The 18456-nt window shown below is 64.3% G+C and carries 17 protein-coding genes and 1 tRNA gene; 12 read left to right on the top strand and 6 right to left on the bottom strand.

Translation table 11 applies throughout. The features are described 5' to 3' along the window. Positions 1 to 98: 98 nt before the first annotated feature. Positions 99 to 860, bottom strand: coding sequence for a crotonase/enoyl-CoA hydratase family protein (locus tag ONR75_RS08280; RefSeq protein WP_265082164.1), 762 nt, complete (start codon positions 858 to 860; stop codon positions 99 to 101). A 184-nt stretch (positions 861 to 1044) separates the two neighbouring features. Beyond that, positions 1045 to 2826 (bottom strand): acyl-CoA dehydrogenase, encoded by a 1782-nt coding sequence (locus tag ONR75_RS08285; RefSeq protein WP_265082165.1) that lies wholly within the window; start codon positions 2824 to 2826, stop codon positions 1045 to 1047. 496 nt (positions 2827 to 3322) lie between these two features. Between ONR75_RS08285 and ONR75_RS08290 the strand changes: the two genes are divergently transcribed. Next, a tRNA-Gln gene (locus ONR75_RS08290) sits at positions 3323 to 3396 on the top strand. A 719-nt stretch (positions 3397 to 4115) separates the two neighbouring features. Here the strand turns inward: ONR75_RS08290 and ONR75_RS08295 are convergent. Together ONR75_RS08295 and ONR75_RS08300 are read right to left on the bottom strand one after the other, a co-directional pair. Continuing rightward, positions 4116 to 4418: a hypothetical protein gene (locus ONR75_RS08295; protein WP_265082166.1), complete on the bottom strand. Its 303-nt coding sequence runs from the start codon at positions 4416 to 4418 to the stop codon at positions 4116 to 4118. A gap of 428 nt (positions 4419 to 4846) precedes the next feature. After that, entirely contained in the window at positions 4847 to 5749 is a 903-nt protein-coding gene (locus tag ONR75_RS08300) for a LysR family transcriptional regulator (protein ID WP_265082167.1), read from the bottom strand. A gap of 152 nt (positions 5750 to 5901) precedes the next feature. Here ONR75_RS08300 and ONR75_RS08305 point away from each other — a divergent pair, with 152 nt between their 5' ends. From ONR75_RS08305 to ONR75_RS08335, 7 genes are read left to right on the top strand one after another with little or no spacing between them, the layout of a single operon-like run. Beyond that, positions 5902 to 7107 (top strand): amino acid ABC transporter substrate-binding protein, encoded by a 1206-nt coding sequence (locus ONR75_RS08305; RefSeq protein WP_265082168.1) that lies wholly within the window; start codon positions 5902 to 5904, stop codon positions 7105 to 7107. Between the two features lie 25 nt (positions 7108 to 7132). Beyond that, positions 7133 to 7999, top strand: a complete 867-nt coding sequence (locus ONR75_RS08310) for a branched-chain amino acid ABC transporter permease (protein ID WP_265082169.1) — start codon at positions 7133 to 7135, stop codon at positions 7997 to 7999. Further along, a complete protein-coding gene (locus ONR75_RS08315) occupies positions 7996 to 8931 on the top strand; it encodes a branched-chain amino acid ABC transporter permease (RefSeq protein WP_265082170.1) in 936 nt (311 codons plus the stop codon). The genes ONR75_RS08310 and ONR75_RS08315 overlap by 4 nt, the downstream gene beginning before the upstream one ends. Next, the gene (locus ONR75_RS08320) at positions 8924 to 9685 is read left to right on the top strand and encodes an ABC transporter ATP-binding protein (protein WP_265082171.1); all 762 of its coding nucleotides are present in this window, start codon (positions 8924 to 8926) and stop codon (positions 9683 to 9685) included. Before ONR75_RS08315 ends, ONR75_RS08320 begins: the two co-directional genes overlap by 8 nt. Then, complete coding sequence (locus tag ONR75_RS08325) at positions 9657 to 10409, top strand: ABC transporter ATP-binding protein (RefSeq protein ID WP_265083589.1); 753 nt, start codon at positions 9657 to 9659, stop codon at positions 10407 to 10409. The genes ONR75_RS08320 and ONR75_RS08325 overlap by 29 nt, the downstream gene beginning before the upstream one ends. Positions 10410 to 10434: 25 nt before the next feature. Further along, entirely contained in the window at positions 10435 to 11190 is a 756-nt protein-coding gene (locus ONR75_RS08330; protein ID WP_265082172.1) for a hypothetical protein, read from the top strand. A 53-nt stretch (positions 11191 to 11243) separates the two neighbouring features. Then, on the top strand, positions 11244 to 11987 hold the full coding sequence (locus ONR75_RS08335) for a hypothetical protein (protein ID WP_265082173.1): 744 nt from the start codon (positions 11244 to 11246) through the stop codon (positions 11985 to 11987). A 124-nt stretch (positions 11988 to 12111) separates the two neighbouring features. Here ONR75_RS08335 and ONR75_RS08340 read toward each other — a convergent pair whose 3' ends face one another. Further along, complete coding sequence (locus tag ONR75_RS08340) at positions 12112 to 12624, bottom strand: hypothetical protein (RefSeq protein WP_320109742.1); 513 nt, start codon at positions 12622 to 12624, stop codon at positions 12112 to 12114. Positions 12625 to 12839: 215 nt separating this feature from the next. Further along, positions 12840 to 13283 (bottom strand): MarR family winged helix-turn-helix transcriptional regulator, encoded by a 444-nt coding sequence (locus ONR75_RS08345; RefSeq protein ID WP_265082174.1) that lies wholly within the window; start codon positions 13281 to 13283, stop codon positions 12840 to 12842. Positions 13284 to 13458: 175 nt separating this feature from the next. On the opposite strand from ONR75_RS08345, the gene ONR75_RS08350 reads away from it, so the two are divergent. The 4 genes from ONR75_RS08350 to ONR75_RS08365 all read left to right on the top strand — a co-directional run bounded on the left by ONR75_RS08350 (position 13459) and on the right by ONR75_RS08365 (position 18377). Continuing rightward, positions 13459 to 14595 carry a substrate-binding domain-containing protein gene (locus ONR75_RS08350; protein WP_265082175.1) on the top strand — a complete coding sequence of 379 codons (1137 nt, stop codon included), beginning with the start codon at positions 13459 to 13461 and terminating at the stop codon, positions 14593 to 14595. 153 nt (positions 14596 to 14748) lie between these two features. Beyond that, positions 14749 to 16263 (top strand): amidase, encoded by a 1515-nt coding sequence (locus ONR75_RS08355; RefSeq protein ID WP_265082176.1) that lies wholly within the window; start codon positions 14749 to 14751, stop codon positions 16261 to 16263. A gap of 33 nt (positions 16264 to 16296) precedes the next feature. Beyond that, positions 16297 to 17154, top strand: a complete 858-nt coding sequence (locus ONR75_RS08360; RefSeq protein ID WP_265082177.1) for a branched-chain amino acid ABC transporter permease — start codon at positions 16297 to 16299, stop codon at positions 17152 to 17154. Positions 17155 to 17156: 2 nt separating this feature from the next. Further along, positions 17157 to 18377, top strand: a complete 1221-nt coding sequence (locus ONR75_RS08365) for a substrate-binding protein (RefSeq protein WP_265082178.1) — start codon at positions 17157 to 17159, stop codon at positions 18375 to 18377. The last annotated feature ends 79 nt before the right edge of the window (positions 18378 to 18456 follow it).

The following is an 18456-nucleotide window of genomic DNA, read 5'->3' on the forward strand; positions in this document are numbered from 1 at the left end:
GAACGATGGCCACAAGCCCCGTGCCTCGCCCCTCACCCGGAGCCCTCGCTGCGCTCAGGCTCCGACCTCTCCCCGCAAGTGCGGGGAGAGGTGAAGCGTCAGCCCTTCTTGCGCGAGAAGAATGCCTTGAATGCGGCGACGGCTTCCTTGGATTTCATCCGTTCGCCGAACAGATGGCTTTCCTGGTCGATGCGGCGGGTCAGGTCCTCGGGCGGCAGCTTGATCAGCTTGCGCGAGATCGCCACCGCCTCCGCCGGCAGCGCGCAGATCTCGCGTGCCACCTTGCGCGCCTCGACCTCGGTATGGCCGGGCGCCACCACCTCGTTGACGAAGCCGGCCTCGCGCGCATCGGCGGCGCTGACGGTGCGGCCCATCACCAGCATGGAAAAGGCGCGCTGGTGCCCCATGGTGCGCGGAAACAGCAGGCTGGAGGCGCCTTCCGGCACCAGGCCGAGATGGATGAACGGCGTCGAGAAGGTCGCGGTGGTCGAGGCCAGCACATAGTCGCAGTGGAACAGCAGCGTGGTGCCGATGCCGATGGCGATGCCGTCCACCGCGGCGATGATCGGCTTGGTGTTCTGCGCCAGCGAATACAGGAACTTGATGGCATTGGAGGCGCGCGGCGTGGCCGCGGCCTCGGTGCCGTCCTTCAGGAAGTCCTGCAGGTCGTTGCCGGCGGTGAACACGCCGGAGCCGCCGGTGATGATCATGCAGCGGATCTTCGGATTGTTCTGCGCGGTGTCGATCGCCTCGGACATCAGGCGATACATGTCCTGGGTGATGGCGTTCTTCTTCTCCGGGCGGCGCAGCGTGATGACGCGCGTCGAGTCTTCGTCGGTGACAATCAGGTGGCCGGTCATGTCGTGTCCTTGTGCCAGTTGCAGCGGGTCGCGTCGGGCTCGATTGTAGCCCGGATGACGTCGGCGCGCCGCTTGCGGGCCGACAAAATCCGGGGCGGAGTTTCAACGGAACGACGGCCCCGGATTTCGCGCCCGTCGTCGCTCTGCGAGCGCCGGCGTCCGCTTCATGCGGGCTACGATCGCATCATGCCAGCAGCACCGCGTCCGCCGAGGTCACCGAATCCGCGCTGTCGATCACGGTGCGCTCCAGCGCGCCGGCCTGCACCGCGATGTTCTCGGCGAAGAACCGCGCCAGGGTGACGTAGCGGGCGGGATCGCCGGCGCTGCCGCCGTCGCGCGCTGCCAGCGCCTCGTTGGCCAGCATGCAGCTGCCGAGCGTGGAACCGAACAGCCGCAGATAGGGCGTGGCCCCGGCCAGCGCATCGTTCGGGGCTGACGCCAGCTGCGCCAGCAGCCACCTGCTGGTGCGCTCCAGCGCGCCCAGCGCGTCGCGCAATTTTGTCCCGGTGGTGCCGAAGGCCGGATCGTTGGAGGCCTCGACCCGCGACACCACCCCGCTGAGTTCCTCCAGCAGCGTCCACACCGCGGCGCCGCCATGGGCCGCAAGCTTGCGCGTCACCAGATCGATGGACTGGATGCCGTTGGTGCCCTCGTAGATCGCGGTGATGCGGGCGTCGCGATAATGCTGCGCGGCGCCGGTTTCCTCGATAAAACCCATGCCGCCGTGGATCTGCACGCCCAGCGACGTCACCTCGTTGCCGATATCCGTGGAAAACGCCTTGGCGATCGGCGTCAGCAGCGCGCCGCGCGCCGCGGCGTCGGCGCGGACCTTGGGGTCGGTGGCGCGGGCGGCGATGTCCAGCGCCACCGCAGTGGCGTAGCAGATGGTGCGCGAGGCCGCGGTCAGCGCCCGCATCTGCATCAGCATGCGCTTGACGTCGGGATGCACGATGATGGCGTCCATGCCGGCGCTTTTGCTGCCGGCGGCGCGGCCCTGCTTGCGCTCCTGCGCGAAGGCCAGCGCCTGCTGATAGGCGCGGTCGGCGATGCCCACGCCTTCGAGGCCGACGCCGAGCCGCGCCTGGTTCATCATGGTGAACATGCATAGCATGCCGCGATTCTCTTCGCCGATCAGGTAGCCCACCGCGCCGCCGTGGTCGCCCATGGTCATGGTGCAGGTCGGCGAGGCGTGCATGCCGAGCTTGTGCTCGACGCCGCTGGGATAGATGTCGTTGCGTTCGCCCAGCGAGCCGTCGCCGTTGACCAGGAATTTCGGGATCAGGAACAGCGAGATGCCCTTGGTGCCGGCGGGCGCATCGGGCAATCGCGCGAGCACGAAATGCACGATGTTGTCGGTCATGTCGTGGTCGCCATAGGTGATGAAGATCTTGGTGCCGAACACCCGGTAGCTGCCGTCCGCGGCGCGCTCGGCGCGCGAGCGGAGCGCGCCGACATCGGAGCCGGCCTGCGGCTCGGTCAGCTGCATGGTGCCGGTCCAGGCCCCGGTCACCAGCTTCTCCAGATAGATGGTCTTCAGCTCGTCGCTGCCATGGGCGTCGAGCGCCTCGATGGCCGACAGGGTCAAGAGCGGGCACAGCCCGAAGGCGATGTTCGAGGCGCTCCAGATCTCGGTGCAGGCGGCGTTGACCGCCAGCGGCAGGCCCTGGCCGCCGAACGCTTCCGGCCCGGACACCGCGTTCCAGCCGGCCTCGGTCCAGCGCCGGTAGGCGTCGGGCCAACCCGGCGCGGTGGTCACCTTGCCGGCGTCCAGCCTGATGCCCGCCTTGTCGCCGACCCGGTTGAGCGGCGCCAGCACGTCGCTGGCGAAGCGGCCGGCCTCGTCCAGCACGGTCTTGGTGAGGTCGGCGTCGAACTCGCCATAATGCCCGGCGTCGAGCGCCGCCTGCAGCCCGGCACCAAAGTTGAGGGCCAGCAGCATGTCGTCGATGGGCGCACGATAGGTCATGAACGTCTCTCCGCGGGATTCTTGGGGCTTTGACCGGGGTTTCCCACGAAACGCCGGCGCCCTCAACAGCGCCGGGCGGGGTGGAGCCTCCGGTACCCGGCGGCCCGTTCCCCGGACGCCCGGATTCAGCGCCATCCGATCGTTCCCCGGCCGCAGTGCCCGGTGGACCGTTCCCCGGAGTCGGTCCCCTGCGCGGCCCCCGACGCCGCTCCCTCGTGCCCCGGACGCGGTGCAGCGCGCCGCCTGTTGCGGCGTGGTGCGCCGCAGATCCGGCCCAGCTTCCCCGGCAGACAAGCCGAACATCCCGACGCCGCCTCCCGCGCAGTGGCCCGTCCACGCGAAGCGTCGCTTCGCCCGGCCGCCTTGCGTCCGCGACACCCGCGCGCCCCGCCATCCCCATGGGATCGCCCTGCGGGCGGTTGAAATGCGGGGAGTCTCCTATAGACCCACGGAGCCGCGGGTCACCGCGCCGGACCGGTCCGGCCGCGGCCGGCATTGGGGCGTAGCCAAGTGGTAAGGCAGGGGATTTTGATTCCCCCATTCGGAGGTTCGATCCTCCCGCCCCAGCCAATGATATCAATAACTTGCTCAAACCGGTAAGTTCTCCCTATTGTGAAAGTCGACCCCGAATCGACCCCCAAAAGGGAATTGCAAGTTGCTGTCGATTGATGTGGCGGATCTAATCCAGCTATTATGCGGCCTTCGGACTGAGAAGTCCGCCCATGAGCGCCGTATCGCACTTATGACGTTCAGTGCCTGGATCTATTGGCCTTTCAGCCCGACAATGGTGCGGGAGGCACGTACGACAGCCGCCGCTCAAGTCGTTCGAGGTCTGCTAAGTGGCAAGTTAGAGCCAATCACATCAATAGACGCTGACATCGGCCAGGTACAAAACGCTTTTCTGAGCCCTGTTGATGTAGCGGACGCTCTATTAGATAAAGAGTATCAACAAGCTCCTTTCTGGATCGAGTATGAAATTCTAGAACCTCGGCTCGTGGTCGCTGCGTCACAAGCTGAATTTCTGATACGATCGTGCAGCACCGCGTCCCAGTATTCCCGCGGCATGTCGTCGGCCGGGCCGGGCGTCGGGCTTACCGGCGTCGCCGGCCGGTCTGGCTGCGATGCCAGCTTTTCCATCTGTTTTTCTGTCGGCATGCGCCAGCTCGCGGGTCTGTCACTCATGCCGCGAATTAGAACACAAAGAGAACAAAAGTCGAGTCCACGCAGTTGGCTATTCCTTGCCAGATCGCAGTTCCAGACCCATCTCGTTGCAAACGCGCGTGAAGTTATTACGGCCTGGAGGATGACGGCGTCGGCCCTCGTGAGCGGGAAATGGCGACGACGTTGGACGAGGGCCATTCTATGCCGCCGGATTGGTCACCGGCTTCGGGCAATCCGAGCTGAGCCCGAATGACACCTTCGAGAGGTTCAGCGCTAGGATGCGACAGCATGGCAGCAAGCAGGTCCTCCGCGCCATCATCGCGAAGCGACAAGTCATGGTCCTGCTTCGCCGCCGCGCGTCGCTTCGGGTCAATGACGATCGCGAGCATGATGGCTGTCACGATCCCCAGAACGATGAGCAATTCGATCATGCAATGTCTCGCAGTTCATCGGAACACTCGAACCGGGCTATGTCGGCCTAGCGGGCTGAAATCCAACGAGCTTATGCCAGGCCACCATGATGATAATCACTGAGATCACGGTGATCGCAACACCTATCCATTTGCGGCGGACCTCACGCATCGTGGGTTGCGGGTGTCCGCAGTGGGGACAGATCGACGCGCCGGCTGGCAGATCCTTCTCACAGAAGGTGCAGGTGGATTGCATGGTTGAGCCCGAGGAAACTGAATGAAGCGATCTGTAAGTCCAGGGTCAAATCCGAGGCCGCCAACGACCAAATGAAACCGGCTGCTCTAAAGAGGATGCCGGTGTCCGAGGGACCGCTATTGGCGCAAAGCTGACCTAGCTCCGAGCAAGAGCGGTGCAGAATCTCTTCCTCGCCCGGTGAGGCAGGCTGGCTTTAACCTTCTGTCGCCTTCATCTTCTCGATCAGCCGCTCCGCGACCAGCCGCGTCGATGGCGAGGCAGTGCGGGCGGCGAGTTGCACCAGCGTGACCTGGGTAGCTTCGAGCCGTCTGTCGTGCAGCGGCACCGCGACCAGCGCGCCGGCCTGGATCGACGGCATCGCCGTGTCGCGTGGCAGAAACGTCGCCAGCTCGGTGCGCGCCACGATTGTCTGCGCAAAGGCCAGCGAGTTGGTCTCGTTGCAGACCTCGAGGTGCACATGGGCCTGGGCGCAGGCCTTGTCGAGCTCTTGCCGGATACCGAACGACGGATCGGGCACCACGACGCGCAACCCGGCAAGGTCCTTCATGGTGCAGGACGCCCGGCCCGCCAGCGGATGATCGGGCGCTACGATCAGGTGCACCGACTGCCGCATCCGCGCCAGTTCGATCAGATCTCGCCGCGGCGCGCGGCCGAACACCAGGCCGAGATCGACGTCGTTCTGGCCGACCATCTCCGCGACGTCGCGCGAGCCGACCGCGGTGACGCTCATCGATATACCCGGATAGTCGCGCGACAGATCGACGAAGAAGTCCGGCAGGAAGCTCGCCAGCATGCCCTCGACGGTGGCGATCTTGACCTGGCCGCGGCGCAGCGAGTCGAATTCCTCGACACGGCTGCGCAGCCCGTCGAGCTGGGTGCGGTTCTCGATGGCGTAGCGGTACAGCACGTGGCCGGCGTCGGTCAGGTTCATTCCGCGCGCGCCGCGCTCGAAGAGCTTGACCGCCAGCTCTTCCTCCAGCCCCTGCACCTGCCGGCTGATCGCTGACGGCGCGATCCGCAGTGAAGCTGCGGCCTGTTTGATCGAGCCGCATTCGGTGACCATCCGGAAGTAGCGCACGGCGGTGGATTCGATCATCAGGTGCTTTCAATGACTGCTCAAGGTTCCGGCAGCGGCTGATTAGCGTTCTGATTTTCAGATCGTTTGCGTCTAAATTCAATGCTTTTATGCGAAACGTGGATTTGCAATGCTTGCGTTACAGACGCCTCCCGTCCTGATGGAGAATATGGATGTATCGCTCCCCGCTCGCTTGCATCTCAGGCTCGGTCCTGCTGGCGATCGCCAGCCTGTCCGCCTCCATCGCGTCCGCCGAGGATGTCATCCGGTTCGGCGCGCCGTTGCCAATCACCGGGCCGCTGGCGCCGGAGGCCGTGAAGCAGCAGATGGGCTACAATTTGTGGGCCGAAGAGGCCAACAAGGCCGGCGGCATCAATGTCGGCGGCAAGAAATATAAGGTCGAGATCGTCTACGGCGACTACCAGTCCAACACGCCGCGCTCGGTGCAGACGACCGAGCAGATGATTACCCAGGACAATGTGAACTTCATGTTCGGGCCGTTCGGCTCCGGCGCCGCCAAGGCAGCGAGCACGATCTCCGAGAAGTACAAGGTGCCGACAATCGCGGCCTCGGCCTCGTCTTCGCAGGTCTATGACCAGAATTACAAATATCTGTTCGGCACCTTCACGCCGAACGACACGCTGACCACGCCGCTGACCCAGATCATCAAGGCCAAGGCGCCTGAGGTGAAGAAGGTCGCGATCCTGGCGCGCAACGACCTGTTCCCGCTGGCGATCGCGCAGGAGATGGACAAGTCGGCGAAGGCGAACGGCTTCGAAGTGGTGTATTTCGAGAAATACGCCATCAACACGCTCGACCATTCCGCGACGCTGTCGCAGATCAAGTCGCTGGCGCCGCAGTGGATCTTCATCACCGGCTACACCAACGACTTGCTCTTGATCCGCAAGCAGATGGCCGACCAGCAGATGAAGGCGCCGGTGGTGACAATGATCGCAGGCCCCGCCTACCAGGACTTCATCGAGACCGCAGGCCAGAGTGCGGAAAACATTTCCAGTGCGTCGTGGTGGCACCCGGCCGAGCAGTACGATGGCAAGGACATTTTTGGCAAGACCTCGAACTTCGTCAAACTGTTCAAGGCCAAATACAATTCCGAACCCGACTACGGCCAGGCCTCGGCGGCGGTCAGCGGCGCGCTGTTCCAGCTGGCGATCGAGAAGGCCGGCTCGCTGGACCGCGACAAGGTCCGCGATGCGCTGGCCAGCATGGATGTCATGACGTTCTGGGGACCGGTAAAGTTCGGCGCCAACGGCCAGATCAATTCGCTGGAGCCGCCGGTCTTCCAGATCCAGAACGCCAAGCCGGTGGTGCTGTATCCGGAAGCGATCAAGCAGGGCGAGTTCAAGCTCGGCGTGAACTGAGCGGGGCGGTTGGCGGGGGCTTCACATGCTGGCCGTTCAGGTCCTGATCAATGCGCTGGTGCTGGGCTGCCTCTATGCTTGTATCGCGATCGGTTTCTCGCTGGTGTGGGGCGTGCTCAACGTCATCAACCTGATCCACGGCTCGTTCATCGTGCTCGGCGCCTATCTGGCGTGGGGCGCCTATCAATGGGCACACGTCTCGCCGTGGTACGCGCTGCTGATTGCCGCGCCCTTGTTCTTCGCCTTCGGCTACCTGCTGCAGCGGCTGCTGCTCAACCGGGTGATCTCAGCCCCGGTGCTGGTGACGCTGACGCTGACCTTCGGCCTCGACCTGATCCTCAACAATGCGATGATCTATTATTTCAAGGCCGACTATCGCAAGCTGACGCTGAGCCCGCCGACCGGTTCGGTCTCGCTGTTCGACGTAGTAGTCCCGGTCGACCGCCTGATCGCCACGGCGGCGGCACTGGCGCTGACCGGGCTGCTGTATCTGTTGCTGCGTCGCTCCAAGGTCGGCCGCGCCATCGTCGCCGTCCGGCTCGACCGTGATGCCGCGGTGCTGATGGGTGTCGACGTCAAATCGATCTATGCCATCGCCTTCGGGCTGGGTGCCGCACTGGCCGGCTGCGCCGGCGTGCTGATGGCACTGATCTTCCCGATCTCGCCTCTGACCTCGTCGGCCTATCTCGGCAAGGCCTTTGTCGTCTGCGTACTCGGCGGTCTCGGCAGCGTCTCCGGCGCATTGGCCGGCGGGGTGCTGCTGGCGCTGGTGGAAGGCATCGGCTCGGTCTATCTCGGCCCGGCGCACGCGACCACGCTGTCCTTCGTTCTGCTCATCATCTTCCTCGTCGTTCGCCCGCAGGGCCTGGTCGGCCGGAAGGGTTTTGAATGACCCGGGCCCATCTCGCACTGCTGGTTCTGATTGCGGTCGTCGCGTCGTTGCCGCTGTTCGGCGGCGCCTATGCGCTGCGCGTCGGCACCATGGCCTGCATGTACGCGATCTTCGCGCTGTCGTGGAACGTGGTCGGCGGCTTCGCCGGCTATCCATCCTTCGCCACCGCGGCGTTCTTCGGGCTAGGCGCCTATGCCACCGGCATCCTGCTCAGCAAGGGCGTGTCGCTGTCGGTCGCTTTGGCCGGCACGCTGATGGCGTCGTTCCTGCTCGCCGCGGCGCTCGGTGCCGTGCTGCTACGGCTGCGCGGGCACTATTTTGCCATCGCCAGCCTGTCGCTGGTGGAGGTGTTTCGCGAACTCGTCAACAACGCCACCGACCTGACCGGCGGCGGCATGGGCCTGAACATTCCGCTCGCCTCGGGGTCCGGCATCCTCGCCGACGCGACGTTCTTTTTCTACGCGATGTGGGGCCTGCTGGTGCTCACCGCGCTGGTGGTCATCGCCGTCTCCGTCTCCAAGCTCGGCTTTGGCCTCAACTGCATCCGGCAGAACGAGACCGCGGCCAACATGGTCGGCCTCAATGCCACGCTCTACAAGAGCATCGCCTTCGGCCTGTCGGCCTGCTTCGTCGGCAGCGCCGGCGGCATTTATGCGGCCTGGGTGCACTACATCGATCCGTCCGACGTATTCGACATCCTGTATTCGGTGAAGCCGATCGTGATGGCGCTGGTGGGCGGGCTCGGCTCGCCGCTCGGCGTGGTGTGCGGCGCATTCCTCTACCTCGGCCTCGAGGAAGTCGTCTGGCGTAATTACATCCAGATCCATTCCGGCGTGCTCGGCGTGCTGATCATCATCCTGCTGCTGTTCTTGCCGCACGGCCTGATCTCGCTGCGCTGGGCGATGTTCTGGCGGAAGGTCAAGCATGTCTGAGTTGCCGCACGAAATCCTCCACCTCAGTAACGTCTCGCGCAATTTCAGCGGGCTAAAGGCGCTGAGCGACGTCTCGATCTCCGTCAACAAAGGCGAAGTGCTCGGGCTGATCGGCCCCAACGGCGCCGGCAAGACGACTTTGGTCAACACCATCTGCGGCGTCACGCCGGCCAGCGCCGGAATCGTCACCTTCGACGGCCGCGACATCACGCGGGTGAAGACCTACCAGGCGGCACGGCTCGGGCTGTCGCGCACCTTCCAGATCGTGCAGCCGTTCGCCGAATTCAGCGCGCTCGACAACGTCGCCTCCGCGGCGCTGTTCTCGCAGCCCGGCGAGAGCCTGAAATCGGCGCGCGCGGAAGCCCTTGCTCATCTGGCTTTCGTCGGCCTGGAGGCACAGGCCGACCAGTCGGCGGCGACGCTGACGCTGGCAATGCGCAAGCGGCTGGAACTGGCCAAGGCGCTGGCGATGAAGCCGAAGCTGCTGTTCCTCGACGAGGTCAATGCCGGCCTCAACAGTGCCGAGGTCGAACGCGCCACCAAACTCATTCATCAACTAGCGGCGCAGGGCATCACCATCGTGATGATCGAGCACCTGATGAAGGTGGTGCTCAACGTCTGCACCCGCATCGCCGTGCTGCATAACGGCCGGTTGATCGCCGACGGCGCGCCGCGCGACGTCATCAAGAATCCGGCGGTGGTGGATGCCTATCTCGGCCAGCAATATGCGCAACGGAACGCCGCCCGTGGATAGGCCCCTGATCCTCGAACTGCAGCAGCTCTGCGCCGGCTACGGCGAGATCCAGGTGCTGTGGGGCATCGACATGGCGGTGCGATCCGGCGAGATCACCGCGCTGATCGGCTCCAACGGTGCCGGCAAGACGACCCTGATGCGCGCACTGTCTGGCCTTATCCCGATCCAGTCCGGCAAATACGTCTCCGACGGCGAGTACCTGTCGAACGTCACGGCGGCGCGAATCCTGGCGCATGGCATCGTCCATGTGCCGGAAGGCCGCCGGCTGTTCGGCGCCATGAGCATCGAGGACAACCTGCTGATGGGCGCCTATTCGCGCTCCATCACCCGCGCCGAGATCACCCGCGATCTCGACCGCGTCTACACCACGTTTCCCAAGCTGCGCGAGCGCCGCAACCAGGCCGCCGCCACTCTCTCCGGCGGCGAGCAGCAGATGTGCGCGATCGGCCGCGGGCTGATGAGCGCGCCGCGGCTGTTGATGATCGACGAACTTTCGCTCGGCCTGTCGCCGCTGCTGGTCGAGCAACTGGTCGCGGCGCTGCGCGCGCTAAACGCCGAGGGCATGTCGATCCTGCTGGTCGAGCAGGACGTCACCACCGCACTCGACCTCTGCCATTCTGCCTACATTATGGACATGGGCCGCATCGTGCGCACCGGGCAGGGCGCCGAACTGCTCGCCGATCCCATCATTCGCGACGCCTATCTCGGCGTCCTCGAAGATTAATCCCTATCCCCCAACGAGGCCTTTCATGATCGCAACCGTCGAAGCAGCCAACAGCGGCTACCGTTTCATGCCCGGCGTCAGCCAATATTCCTGCGGCGTGGGCGCGCTGCCGGGCTTCACGCTGGAGCGCGTGCGGTTCTCGAAGGTCGTGCCGCTGAAGCAGGGCTTTGCGATAATCGCCGACATCATCCAGAAGGCCGGCCGGCCGCTGACGTCGTTCGCGGCCTGCGAGTTGCGCTCGCCGGCGCCGTTCACCGAGCAGGGCTTCAAGGACTTCAACGAGATCTATATCAAGACCCTGATCGAATGGGGCGTGATGAAAGACGGCGTCAATCCGGTCGCGCGCAGCAACGTCTGTCCGAAGATCGACCCGCCGTCGGAGCCGGGCTTCCACGCCTTCACTTATGCGACGGTCGCGGCTGACGCGCCGGCCTCCTTCGTCGTCGCCGGCAGCGGCGAATCCGCCGAGGGCAAGGGCGACTATCGCGACAACACCGTACGTCTTGGCGATGTCAGCCCGTCGGCGATGCTGGAGAAGGCCAAGTGGGTGCTTGACGAGATGGAACGCCGCATGAGCGCGTTCTCCGGCACCTGGGAACAGACCACCGGCGTGCAGCTCTACACCGTGCAGGATGTCTATGGCTTGCTGGAGAGCGAGCTCGGCGGCCGCGGCGCGTTCCGCAACGGCGTGACCTGGCATTTCAATCGCCCGCCGGTGGTCGACCTGGAATACGAAATGGATTGTCGCCGCGTGCATGTCGAGCGCGTCGTCGAGATCTGAGCCGCATCTAAATAGACGTGCGTTCAAGCCGTCACGAACCGGAGTGCAAGCCCATGACGCAGGATTTCCCCGCGGGTAGCTACCGCTATATCCCGGCCGTATTTCAGTACTCGAGCGGCGTGGCCGCGCTGCCCGATTACGAGATCGAGCGGGTTCGCTTCGATACGCTGGTGCCGCTGGCAGAGGGCTTTGCGCGTATCGCAGACTACATCCGCGCGGCGGGTCGGCCGCTGACCGCGTTTTGCGCCTGTGAACTGCGGTCGCCTGCCGTCGTCGACGAGGCGGGCTTTCGCCGGTTCAACGAGCATTACGTCAAGACGCTCGCCGAATGGGGGCTGTTCGACGGCACAAATAATCCGGTCGCCCGCAGCAACGTGTGCCCCGACGTCGCGCCACCGGCCGAGCCGTCGTTTTACGCCTTTTCCTTTACCCGCCCGAAGCCCGATTCAACGCCGACCTTCGTCATCGCGGGCGGCGCAGAAGCGCGCGACGGCGCGGGCAGCTATCCGGAACGCATCGCCCGCTATCGTGAGGTCGGTCCCGAAGCCATTCGCGACAAGGCGAAAGCGACCGTCGGCTCGATGGAGCGGCGGCTCGCCGCCTTCGGTCACACGTGGCAGGACACGACCGTGGCGCAGATCTATTCGGTCTGTGACTTCTATCCCGCTGTGACGGACGAACTCGTGAAGCGCGGTGCCGCTCGTTCCGGCCTGACCTGGCATTTCGCCCGGCCGCCGGTGGTCGATCTCGATTTCGAGATGGATTGCCGTCGTGTGGCGCGTGAGATCGTGATCTAGATCTGGGCCGGTTGCATTCGCGGTGGAGAATGCCAAGCAGGGGGCGGCGTCACGCGTCGACAGATAATCCGGTCGCAGAGCCGACGATACTAGTCGAAAGCTGCGATGGCATCGATCTCCACCATCATTTCAAGCAGGCCCCTGTTCCAAGGTTGATGAGTTCCAGCGACAAGACGTGCAGACATGTGGAGGCCTCCGCCGCCCCGCCCACCACATCGCTCACCGCGAGCAAGTCAATCCAATCCGACTTTTCAGTTTGGTCCGATTGAACTGATCTATGACTGACCGCCGCTGGTGCAAAGCAGCCGTCTGACCTCTCCACGATGGTGATCGACGGTAGTGCCCGGCAGTAGCCGGCGATAAATCCATTCGGCGCGCCGGTCTGGATCTGTGAAGCATCGAGTTGCGCCGGCAACAGTTGCGTAATGTACTTTCCTTCCTCGAGGAAGCTGCGTACGAAGCCGCTGGCCATCGCGCAGCCCAATGCGCTGCGCAACTCGAGTTGTACGCGTGCGATGTGGCCCTGCGCCGCGTGCGCACAGGCAAGCAGTATCTCGCATCGCGTACCTGATGGCAGTGGCCTTGGCTTTGGGAAGTCACGCGCTCGGTTAAACCAACGAGATCGTTCCGGCGTTATATACTTCGTGCTGGCGCTGCTGGTGCTGGCCTATCTCGGCCTACGCAGCCGACCAGGCGGCATACTGCGATAATCCGACCGACTCCGCCGACGCGGAGGCCATATAGGGCAAATAAGCTCGGAGTTTAGCTCCCCTCTCCCCGGCCGCGCTTCGCGTTTCCCCCTCTCCCACAGGGAGGGCGGGAAGCAAGCTGCAGCCCCGGAATGGCAGCCCCCTAATTCGCCTTCTCGATCAACCCCTCCAGCAGCCGCTTCAGATCCGCTGTGGCCTTGTTGCCGTAATTCTCGGCGATATGAGCCTCCTGGCTCAGCGCCAGCGCATTGAGCCGTTGCGTCAATGCCTTGCCGCGGTCGGAGGAGAACATCAGCACCTTGCGCCGGTCGTCGGCGTCCTGCACGCGGTACACCAGCGAGTCCGATACCATGCGATCGACCATCTTGGTCAGCGTCGGATGGTTCAGCAGCACGGCGTCGGCGAGGTCGCCCATCGAATGGCCCTTGCCGTCGGACAGCACTTTCAGGATCCGCCACTGTTCCACCGGCACGCCTTCCTTGCGGAACCGGGCATCGAGCTGCCGGTTGATCTCGCGATTGGCCTGCGCCAGCAGGTAAGCGAGATGTTCGGTGATCGGTCGGCTCGGGGTCAGCGGTTTGGCCACGGTGCATGCTTCGGGTTGGGAGTGGATGAATATTGGGCGGCTTTGCTTGTTCTATATGCATGTGAATCCTTGAACATTCAATCTTTTCCGATGGCTTGTTTTCGGTTGCCGCTGATTGTACCGGCGCGCTAGGCTAGCCGGGTGACGGACCCCTGACTGTCGAAAGGAGAGTGCTGTGCTCTCATCCCTGCTGCGCGACAGAGCCGGTTCGCCCACGCCGCTTCCGCCGTGGTCGGATCCGGAGGCGTTCGGTCGCCGTGGCGACCGCCGCAAGTTGCGCATCGCCAATTTCATCACGCTGTCCGGCCCTGCCGGCCTGTGGGGGCCGGCTGCCACCAACAGCACGCTGCTGGCGGCTTCCGAAATCAACAAGCGTGGCGGCATTCTCGGCCGTGAGGTCGAGCTGTCATTTTACGATGCTGGCGGTGATATCGACGACGTGGTGCGTACGGCGCAGGATGTCGTCGCCGCCGAAGATGCCGACATCATCGTCGGGTCGCATATCAGCGCGGTGCGGGTGGAGCTGCGAAAGGTCATCGCCGGCCATGTTCCCTACATCTACACGCCGGTCTACGAAGGCGGTGAACGCACGCCCGGCGTGATGGCGATCGGCGAGATTCCGCGGCAGCAGTCGCGTCCGGCCATCCAGTGGCTGGCCGATGCCAAGCGCGCCACGCGGTTTTACCTGATCGGCAGCGACTATGTTTGGCCGTGGCTCGCGCACAAGGCGACCAAGCGCTACATCGCCGACGCCGGCGGCCGCGTGGTCGGCGAGGAATTCGTGCCGCTCGGCGCGCAGGACCACAGCGCGCAGCTGGCGCGGATCCGCGCCGCCAAACCGGACGTGGTGCTGATCTCGCTGATCGGGACTGACGCCATCCTGTTCAACCGCGCTTTCGGCAAACAGGGCCTCGGCGCCAAGATGCTGCGGCTCGGCGGCGCCATGGACGAAACCGTGCTGCTCGGCATCGGCGCCGCCAACACCGAGAACCTGTTTTGCGCCTCCGGCTATTTCGTCGACATGACGTCCCATGACAACGACGCGTTCCGCTGCCGCTACGAAACCGCCTTCGGCCGCCATGCGCCGCCACCGGGGTCCGTCGCGCAATCGAATTACGAAGGCCTGTGCTTCCTCGAAACCATCGCCGCGCGAACCGGTTCGCTGGCGGCAAAACCGCTGCTGGCGACGGCCGCCAACATCGACTACCGGGGCGCGCGCGGCAACGTCCGCATCCGACGGGGTGACGCGCAGATGCCGATCCATCTTGCCGAAGCTGACGGGCTGGACTTTCGATTGATCAGAACGTTCTGACGTATCAATTGCGCCGATAGAAGAGGCCTAAAATAATACTTGAAAAGGAAAACATTTCCGTTTCTAGTGACGAGGTCACCTTCATGCGACTGCGCGCGCCGTTAGACTTGCGCGCGACGCCGCTTCAACAGCGAACCGATCCGGAGATGCCTCTTGACCGTCAGCCTTCCCACGCCCGACCAGGTGCGCGATCTCGCCGACCAGTGCGGCCTGTCCCTCAGTGATGAAGATGTCGTCTCGTTCCGCGGCCTGATGCAGGGCTCGGTGGATGCCTACAACGTCGTCGGCGCCATGCCAGACGAGGTGCCGGTGGTGAAATATCCGCGCACGCCCGGCTATCGTCCGGCGCCCGAGGACAACACGCGCAACGCCTGGTATCGCAAGTCGAGCGTGAAGGGCGCGGGCAGCGGCAAGCTGAAGGGCAAGGTCGTCGCGCTGAAGGATAACATCATGCTGGCCGGCGTGCCGATGATGAACGGCTCCTCGACGCTGGAAGGCTTTGTGCCGGATTTCGACGCCATCATCGTCACCCGCATGCTCGACGCCGGCGCGGAGATCGCCGGCAAGGTGCATTGCGAATCGTTCTGCATGTCCGGCGGCAGCCACACCAATTCCACCGGCCCCGTACACAATCCGCACAAGGTGGGCTATTCCGCCGGCGGCTCGTCGTCGGGCAGCGCCGTCGTGGTGGCGCTCGGCGAGGTCGACATGGCGATCGGCGGCGACCAGGGCGGCTCGATCCGCATGCCGGCGTCGTTCAGCGGCGTCTATGGCATGAAGCCGACATGGGGCCTGGTGCCCTATACCGGGGTGATGCCGATCGAGATCTTCATCGACCACACCGGCCCGATGACCGCCAATGTCGCGGACAACGCGCTCCTTCTTGAAGTGCTGGCGGGCGACGACGGTTACGACCCGCGCATCAAGTCGCCGGTGGTGCCGGACTATACCAAGTCGCTCGGCCTCGGCGTCAAGGGCATGAAGATCGGCGTGCTCAAGGAAGGTTTCGAGCAACTCGGCGCCGAAGCCGCTGTCAATGAAAGCGTGCGCGAGGCCACCAAGCGGCTTGCCAGTATCGGCGCGATCGTCGAGGAGATCTCGATCCCCATGCACATGGTGGCACCCGCGATCTGGACGCCGATCGGCACCGAGGGCATGACCCAGACCATGATGATGGGCGACGGCTACGGCCTCAGCCGCTCCGACCTGTATTCGACCGCGCTGATGGACGCGCATCGTGGCTGGCGCGGCCAGGCCGACGCGCTGTCCGAGACCACCAAGCTGCTGCTGATGTTCGGTACCTACGTTAACAACATCTATGGCCCGCGTTATTACGGCAAGGCAGTCAACGTTTCGCGGCGGCTCAAGGCGGCCTACGACAAGGCGCTGGAGAGCTATGACCTGCTCTTGATGCCGACCACGCCTATGAAGGCTCAGCCGCTGCCGGCGGCAAACGCCAGCCGCGAGGAAAATGTGGGGCGGGCGTTCGAGATGCTGGCCAACACCTCGCCGTTCGACGTCTCCCATCACCCCGCCATGTCGCTGCCGTGCGGCATGGTGGACGGGCTGCCGGTCGGGCTGATGCTGGTCGGCCGCCACTTCGACGAATCGACCATCTACCGCGCCGCGCATGCCTTCGAGCAGTCGGCGGACTGGAAGACAATGTGAGCATGATGCGCAAACACCGTCGGTCATGCCCGCATGGATAATCTGTTCATCGCGCTGTTCGAGATCCTGAGCTTCGGCGCGATCGTGGTGCTGGTGGTGCTGGGACTCGGCATCATCGCCAGCATGATGGGCATCTTCAATTTCGCACAGGGCGAGTTCGTGCTGCTCGGCGCCTACATCACCTATGTGGTGCACAGTGCCGGCGCACCTGTCTGGCTCGGCATGGTCGCCGCGCCGTTCGCGGTCGGCGCGCTGGGCTTCGTGCTGGAACGGCTGGTGGTGCGGCGATTCTATGCCGCGCCTATCATCGCCATGCTCGGCACCTATGCGCTCGGCCTGATCATCCGCGAGGTCGTGCGCGGGCTGATCGGCGGTCTCTACATCTCGGTGCCGGAACCGATCGGCGGCTCGGTCAATTTGGGCGCCATGCATTTTTCGTCATGGCGGCTGGTGATCATCGTCATCACGGTGCTGGTGATGGGCGGCAGCTATCTGCTGCTGGCGCGCACCGCCTTCGGCCTGCGGATCCGCGCGTCGCTGGAGAACCCGGCGCTGGCGCGCGCCTCGGGGATCTCCACCAATGCGATCTACGGCGCCACCTTTGCCTTCGGCGCGGCGCTGGCGGGCCTCGCCGGCGCGCTGATCGTGCCGGTGTTCTCGCTGTTCGCCGATCTCGGGCTGCGCTTCCTGATCCAGGGCTTTGTCGCGGTGATGGTCGGCGGCATCGGCTCGTTCGCGGGGCCGGTAGCCGGCGCAGGCCTGATCGGCACGCTGTCGGCGGCGCTGCCCTGGGTGATCTCGCCCGTGATCGCCGACGTCCTCGTCTTCGTGCTTGCCATCATCTTCATCAAGTTTCGGCCGCAGGGCCTGATATCCGGAAAAGGGGTCTGATCATGAATCGCGACAACAGCCAACTCAGCCGTCGCCGCTTCCTCTCCAATTTCGCCTTCGCCACCACGGCCATCTCGACCGGCGTTGGCAGCTGGGTGATCCCTGCGGACTGGGCCAACGCTGCCGCGGGCCCGATCAAGGTCGGCATCGCCACCGATCTCACGGGACCGATGGGCTATGCCGGCAATGCCGACGCCAATGTCGCGAAGATGGTGATCAAGGAGATCAACGATGCCGGCGGGCTGCTCGGCCGGCCGCTCGAACTGTATATCGAGGATACCGCATCGAACGAAGCCGTCGCCGTAGGCAACGTGCGCAAGCTGATCCAGCGCGACAAGGTCGACCTCACGCTTGGCGGCATCACCAGCTCGATGCGCAACGCCATCAAGGACGTCATCGTGTCGCGCGGGAAGACGCTGTATATCTATCCGCAGCTCTACGAGGGCAAGGAATGCACGCCCTACTTGTTCTGCACCGGGCCGACCCCGGCGCAGCAGTGCGACGAGTTCATTCCCTGGCTAGTCAAGAATGGCGGCAAGCGCTTCGCGCTGCCGAGTTCCAACTATGTCTGGCCGCACACGCTGAACGTCTACGCGCGCAAGGTGATCGAGGCCAATGGCGGCGAGGTGGTGCTGGAAGAATACTACCCGCTCGACCAGATCGACTTTTCTTCGACCGTCAACCGCATCATTTCCAACAAGGTCGACGTCGTCTTCAACACCGTGATCCCGCCGGGCGTAGGGCCGATGTTCAAGCAGCTCTACGAGGCTGGCTTCCTGAAAAATGGTGGGCGTCTCGCCTGCGTGTACTACGACGAGAATACGCTGGGCATCAACCAGCCCAACGAGATAGAAGGCCTCGCCAGCTGTCTCGACTATTTCAAAGCGCTGACGCCGGAGGACCCGGTCAGCGCCAAGATCCAGGCTGCTTACGAGAAGCAGTTTCCCGGCACTTTCCTGTTCGCGGCAGGCAGTGCGGCGACCGGGACCTACCGCGGGTTGAAGCTGTGGGAAGCCGCGGTCAAGGAAGCCGGCAGCGTGGAGCGCGACGCGGTGGCCAAGGCGCTCGATCACGCCAGAATCGCGGAAGGCCCGGGCGGGCCAGCCGAGATGGTACCGGGTCAGCGCCATTGCAAGATGAAGATGTACACAGCGGTCGCCAAGGGCGGCAAATACGAAGTCGTTGCCCGCAGCGCAGGTCTGGTCGATCCCAAGGAATGTTGAGCGGATGCTGATTGGAATGAAGGATAGCTCCGCATTCAATGTGTCGTCCCCGCTTTCGCGGGGACGACATACTGCGCCT

Origin of the sequence: Rhodopseudomonas sp. P2A-2r (assembly GCF_026015985.1) — a bacterium.
Taxonomy (GTDB): Bacteria; Pseudomonadota; Alphaproteobacteria; order Rhizobiales; family Xanthobacteraceae; genus Tardiphaga.

Excerpts from the sequence above, each read along its gene's own strand:
- ONR75_RS08315 (WP_265082170.1), top strand. The coding sequence starts at position 7,996 with ATGACCCGGGCCCATCTCGCACTGCTGGTTCTGATTGCGGTCGTCGCG.
- ONR75_RS08305 (WP_265082168.1), top strand. The coding sequence starts at position 5,902 with ATGTATCGCTCCCCGCTCGCTTGCATCTCAGGCTCGGTCCTGCTGGCG.
- ONR75_RS08335 (WP_265082173.1), top strand. The coding sequence starts at position 11,244 with ATGACGCAGGATTTCCCCGCGGGTAGCTACCGCTATATCCCGGCCGTA.
- ONR75_RS08330 (WP_265082172.1), top strand. The coding sequence starts at position 10,435 with ATGATCGCAACCGTCGAAGCAGCCAACAGCGGCTACCGTTTCATGCCC.
- ONR75_RS08360 (WP_265082177.1), top strand. The coding sequence starts at position 16,297 with ATGGATAATCTGTTCATCGCGCTGTTCGAGATCCTGAGCTTCGGCGCG.
- ONR75_RS08280 (WP_265082164.1), bottom strand. The coding sequence starts at position 860 with ATGACCGGCCACCTGATTGTCACCGACGAAGACTCGACGCGCGTCATC.
- ONR75_RS08285 (WP_265082165.1), bottom strand. The coding sequence starts at position 2,826 with ATGACCTATCGTGCGCCCATCGACGACATGCTGCTGGCCCTCAACTTT.
- ONR75_RS08320 (WP_265082171.1), top strand. The coding sequence starts at position 8,924 with ATGTCTGAGTTGCCGCACGAAATCCTCCACCTCAGTAACGTCTCGCGC.
- ONR75_RS08295 (WP_265082166.1), bottom strand. The coding sequence starts at position 4,418 with ATGATCGAATTGCTCATCGTTCTGGGGATCGTGACAGCCATCATGCTC.
- ONR75_RS08365 (WP_265082178.1), top strand. The coding sequence starts at position 17,157 with ATGAATCGCGACAACAGCCAACTCAGCCGTCGCCGCTTCCTCTCCAAT.
- ONR75_RS08310 (WP_265082169.1), top strand. The coding sequence starts at position 7,133 with ATGCTGGCCGTTCAGGTCCTGATCAATGCGCTGGTGCTGGGCTGCCTC.
- ONR75_RS08325 (WP_265083589.1), top strand. The coding sequence starts at position 9,657 with ATGCGCAACGGAACGCCGCCCGTGGATAGGCCCCTGATCCTCGAACTG.
- ONR75_RS08300 (WP_265082167.1), bottom strand. The coding sequence starts at position 5,749 with ATGATCGAATCCACCGCCGTGCGCTACTTCCGGATGGTCACCGAATGC.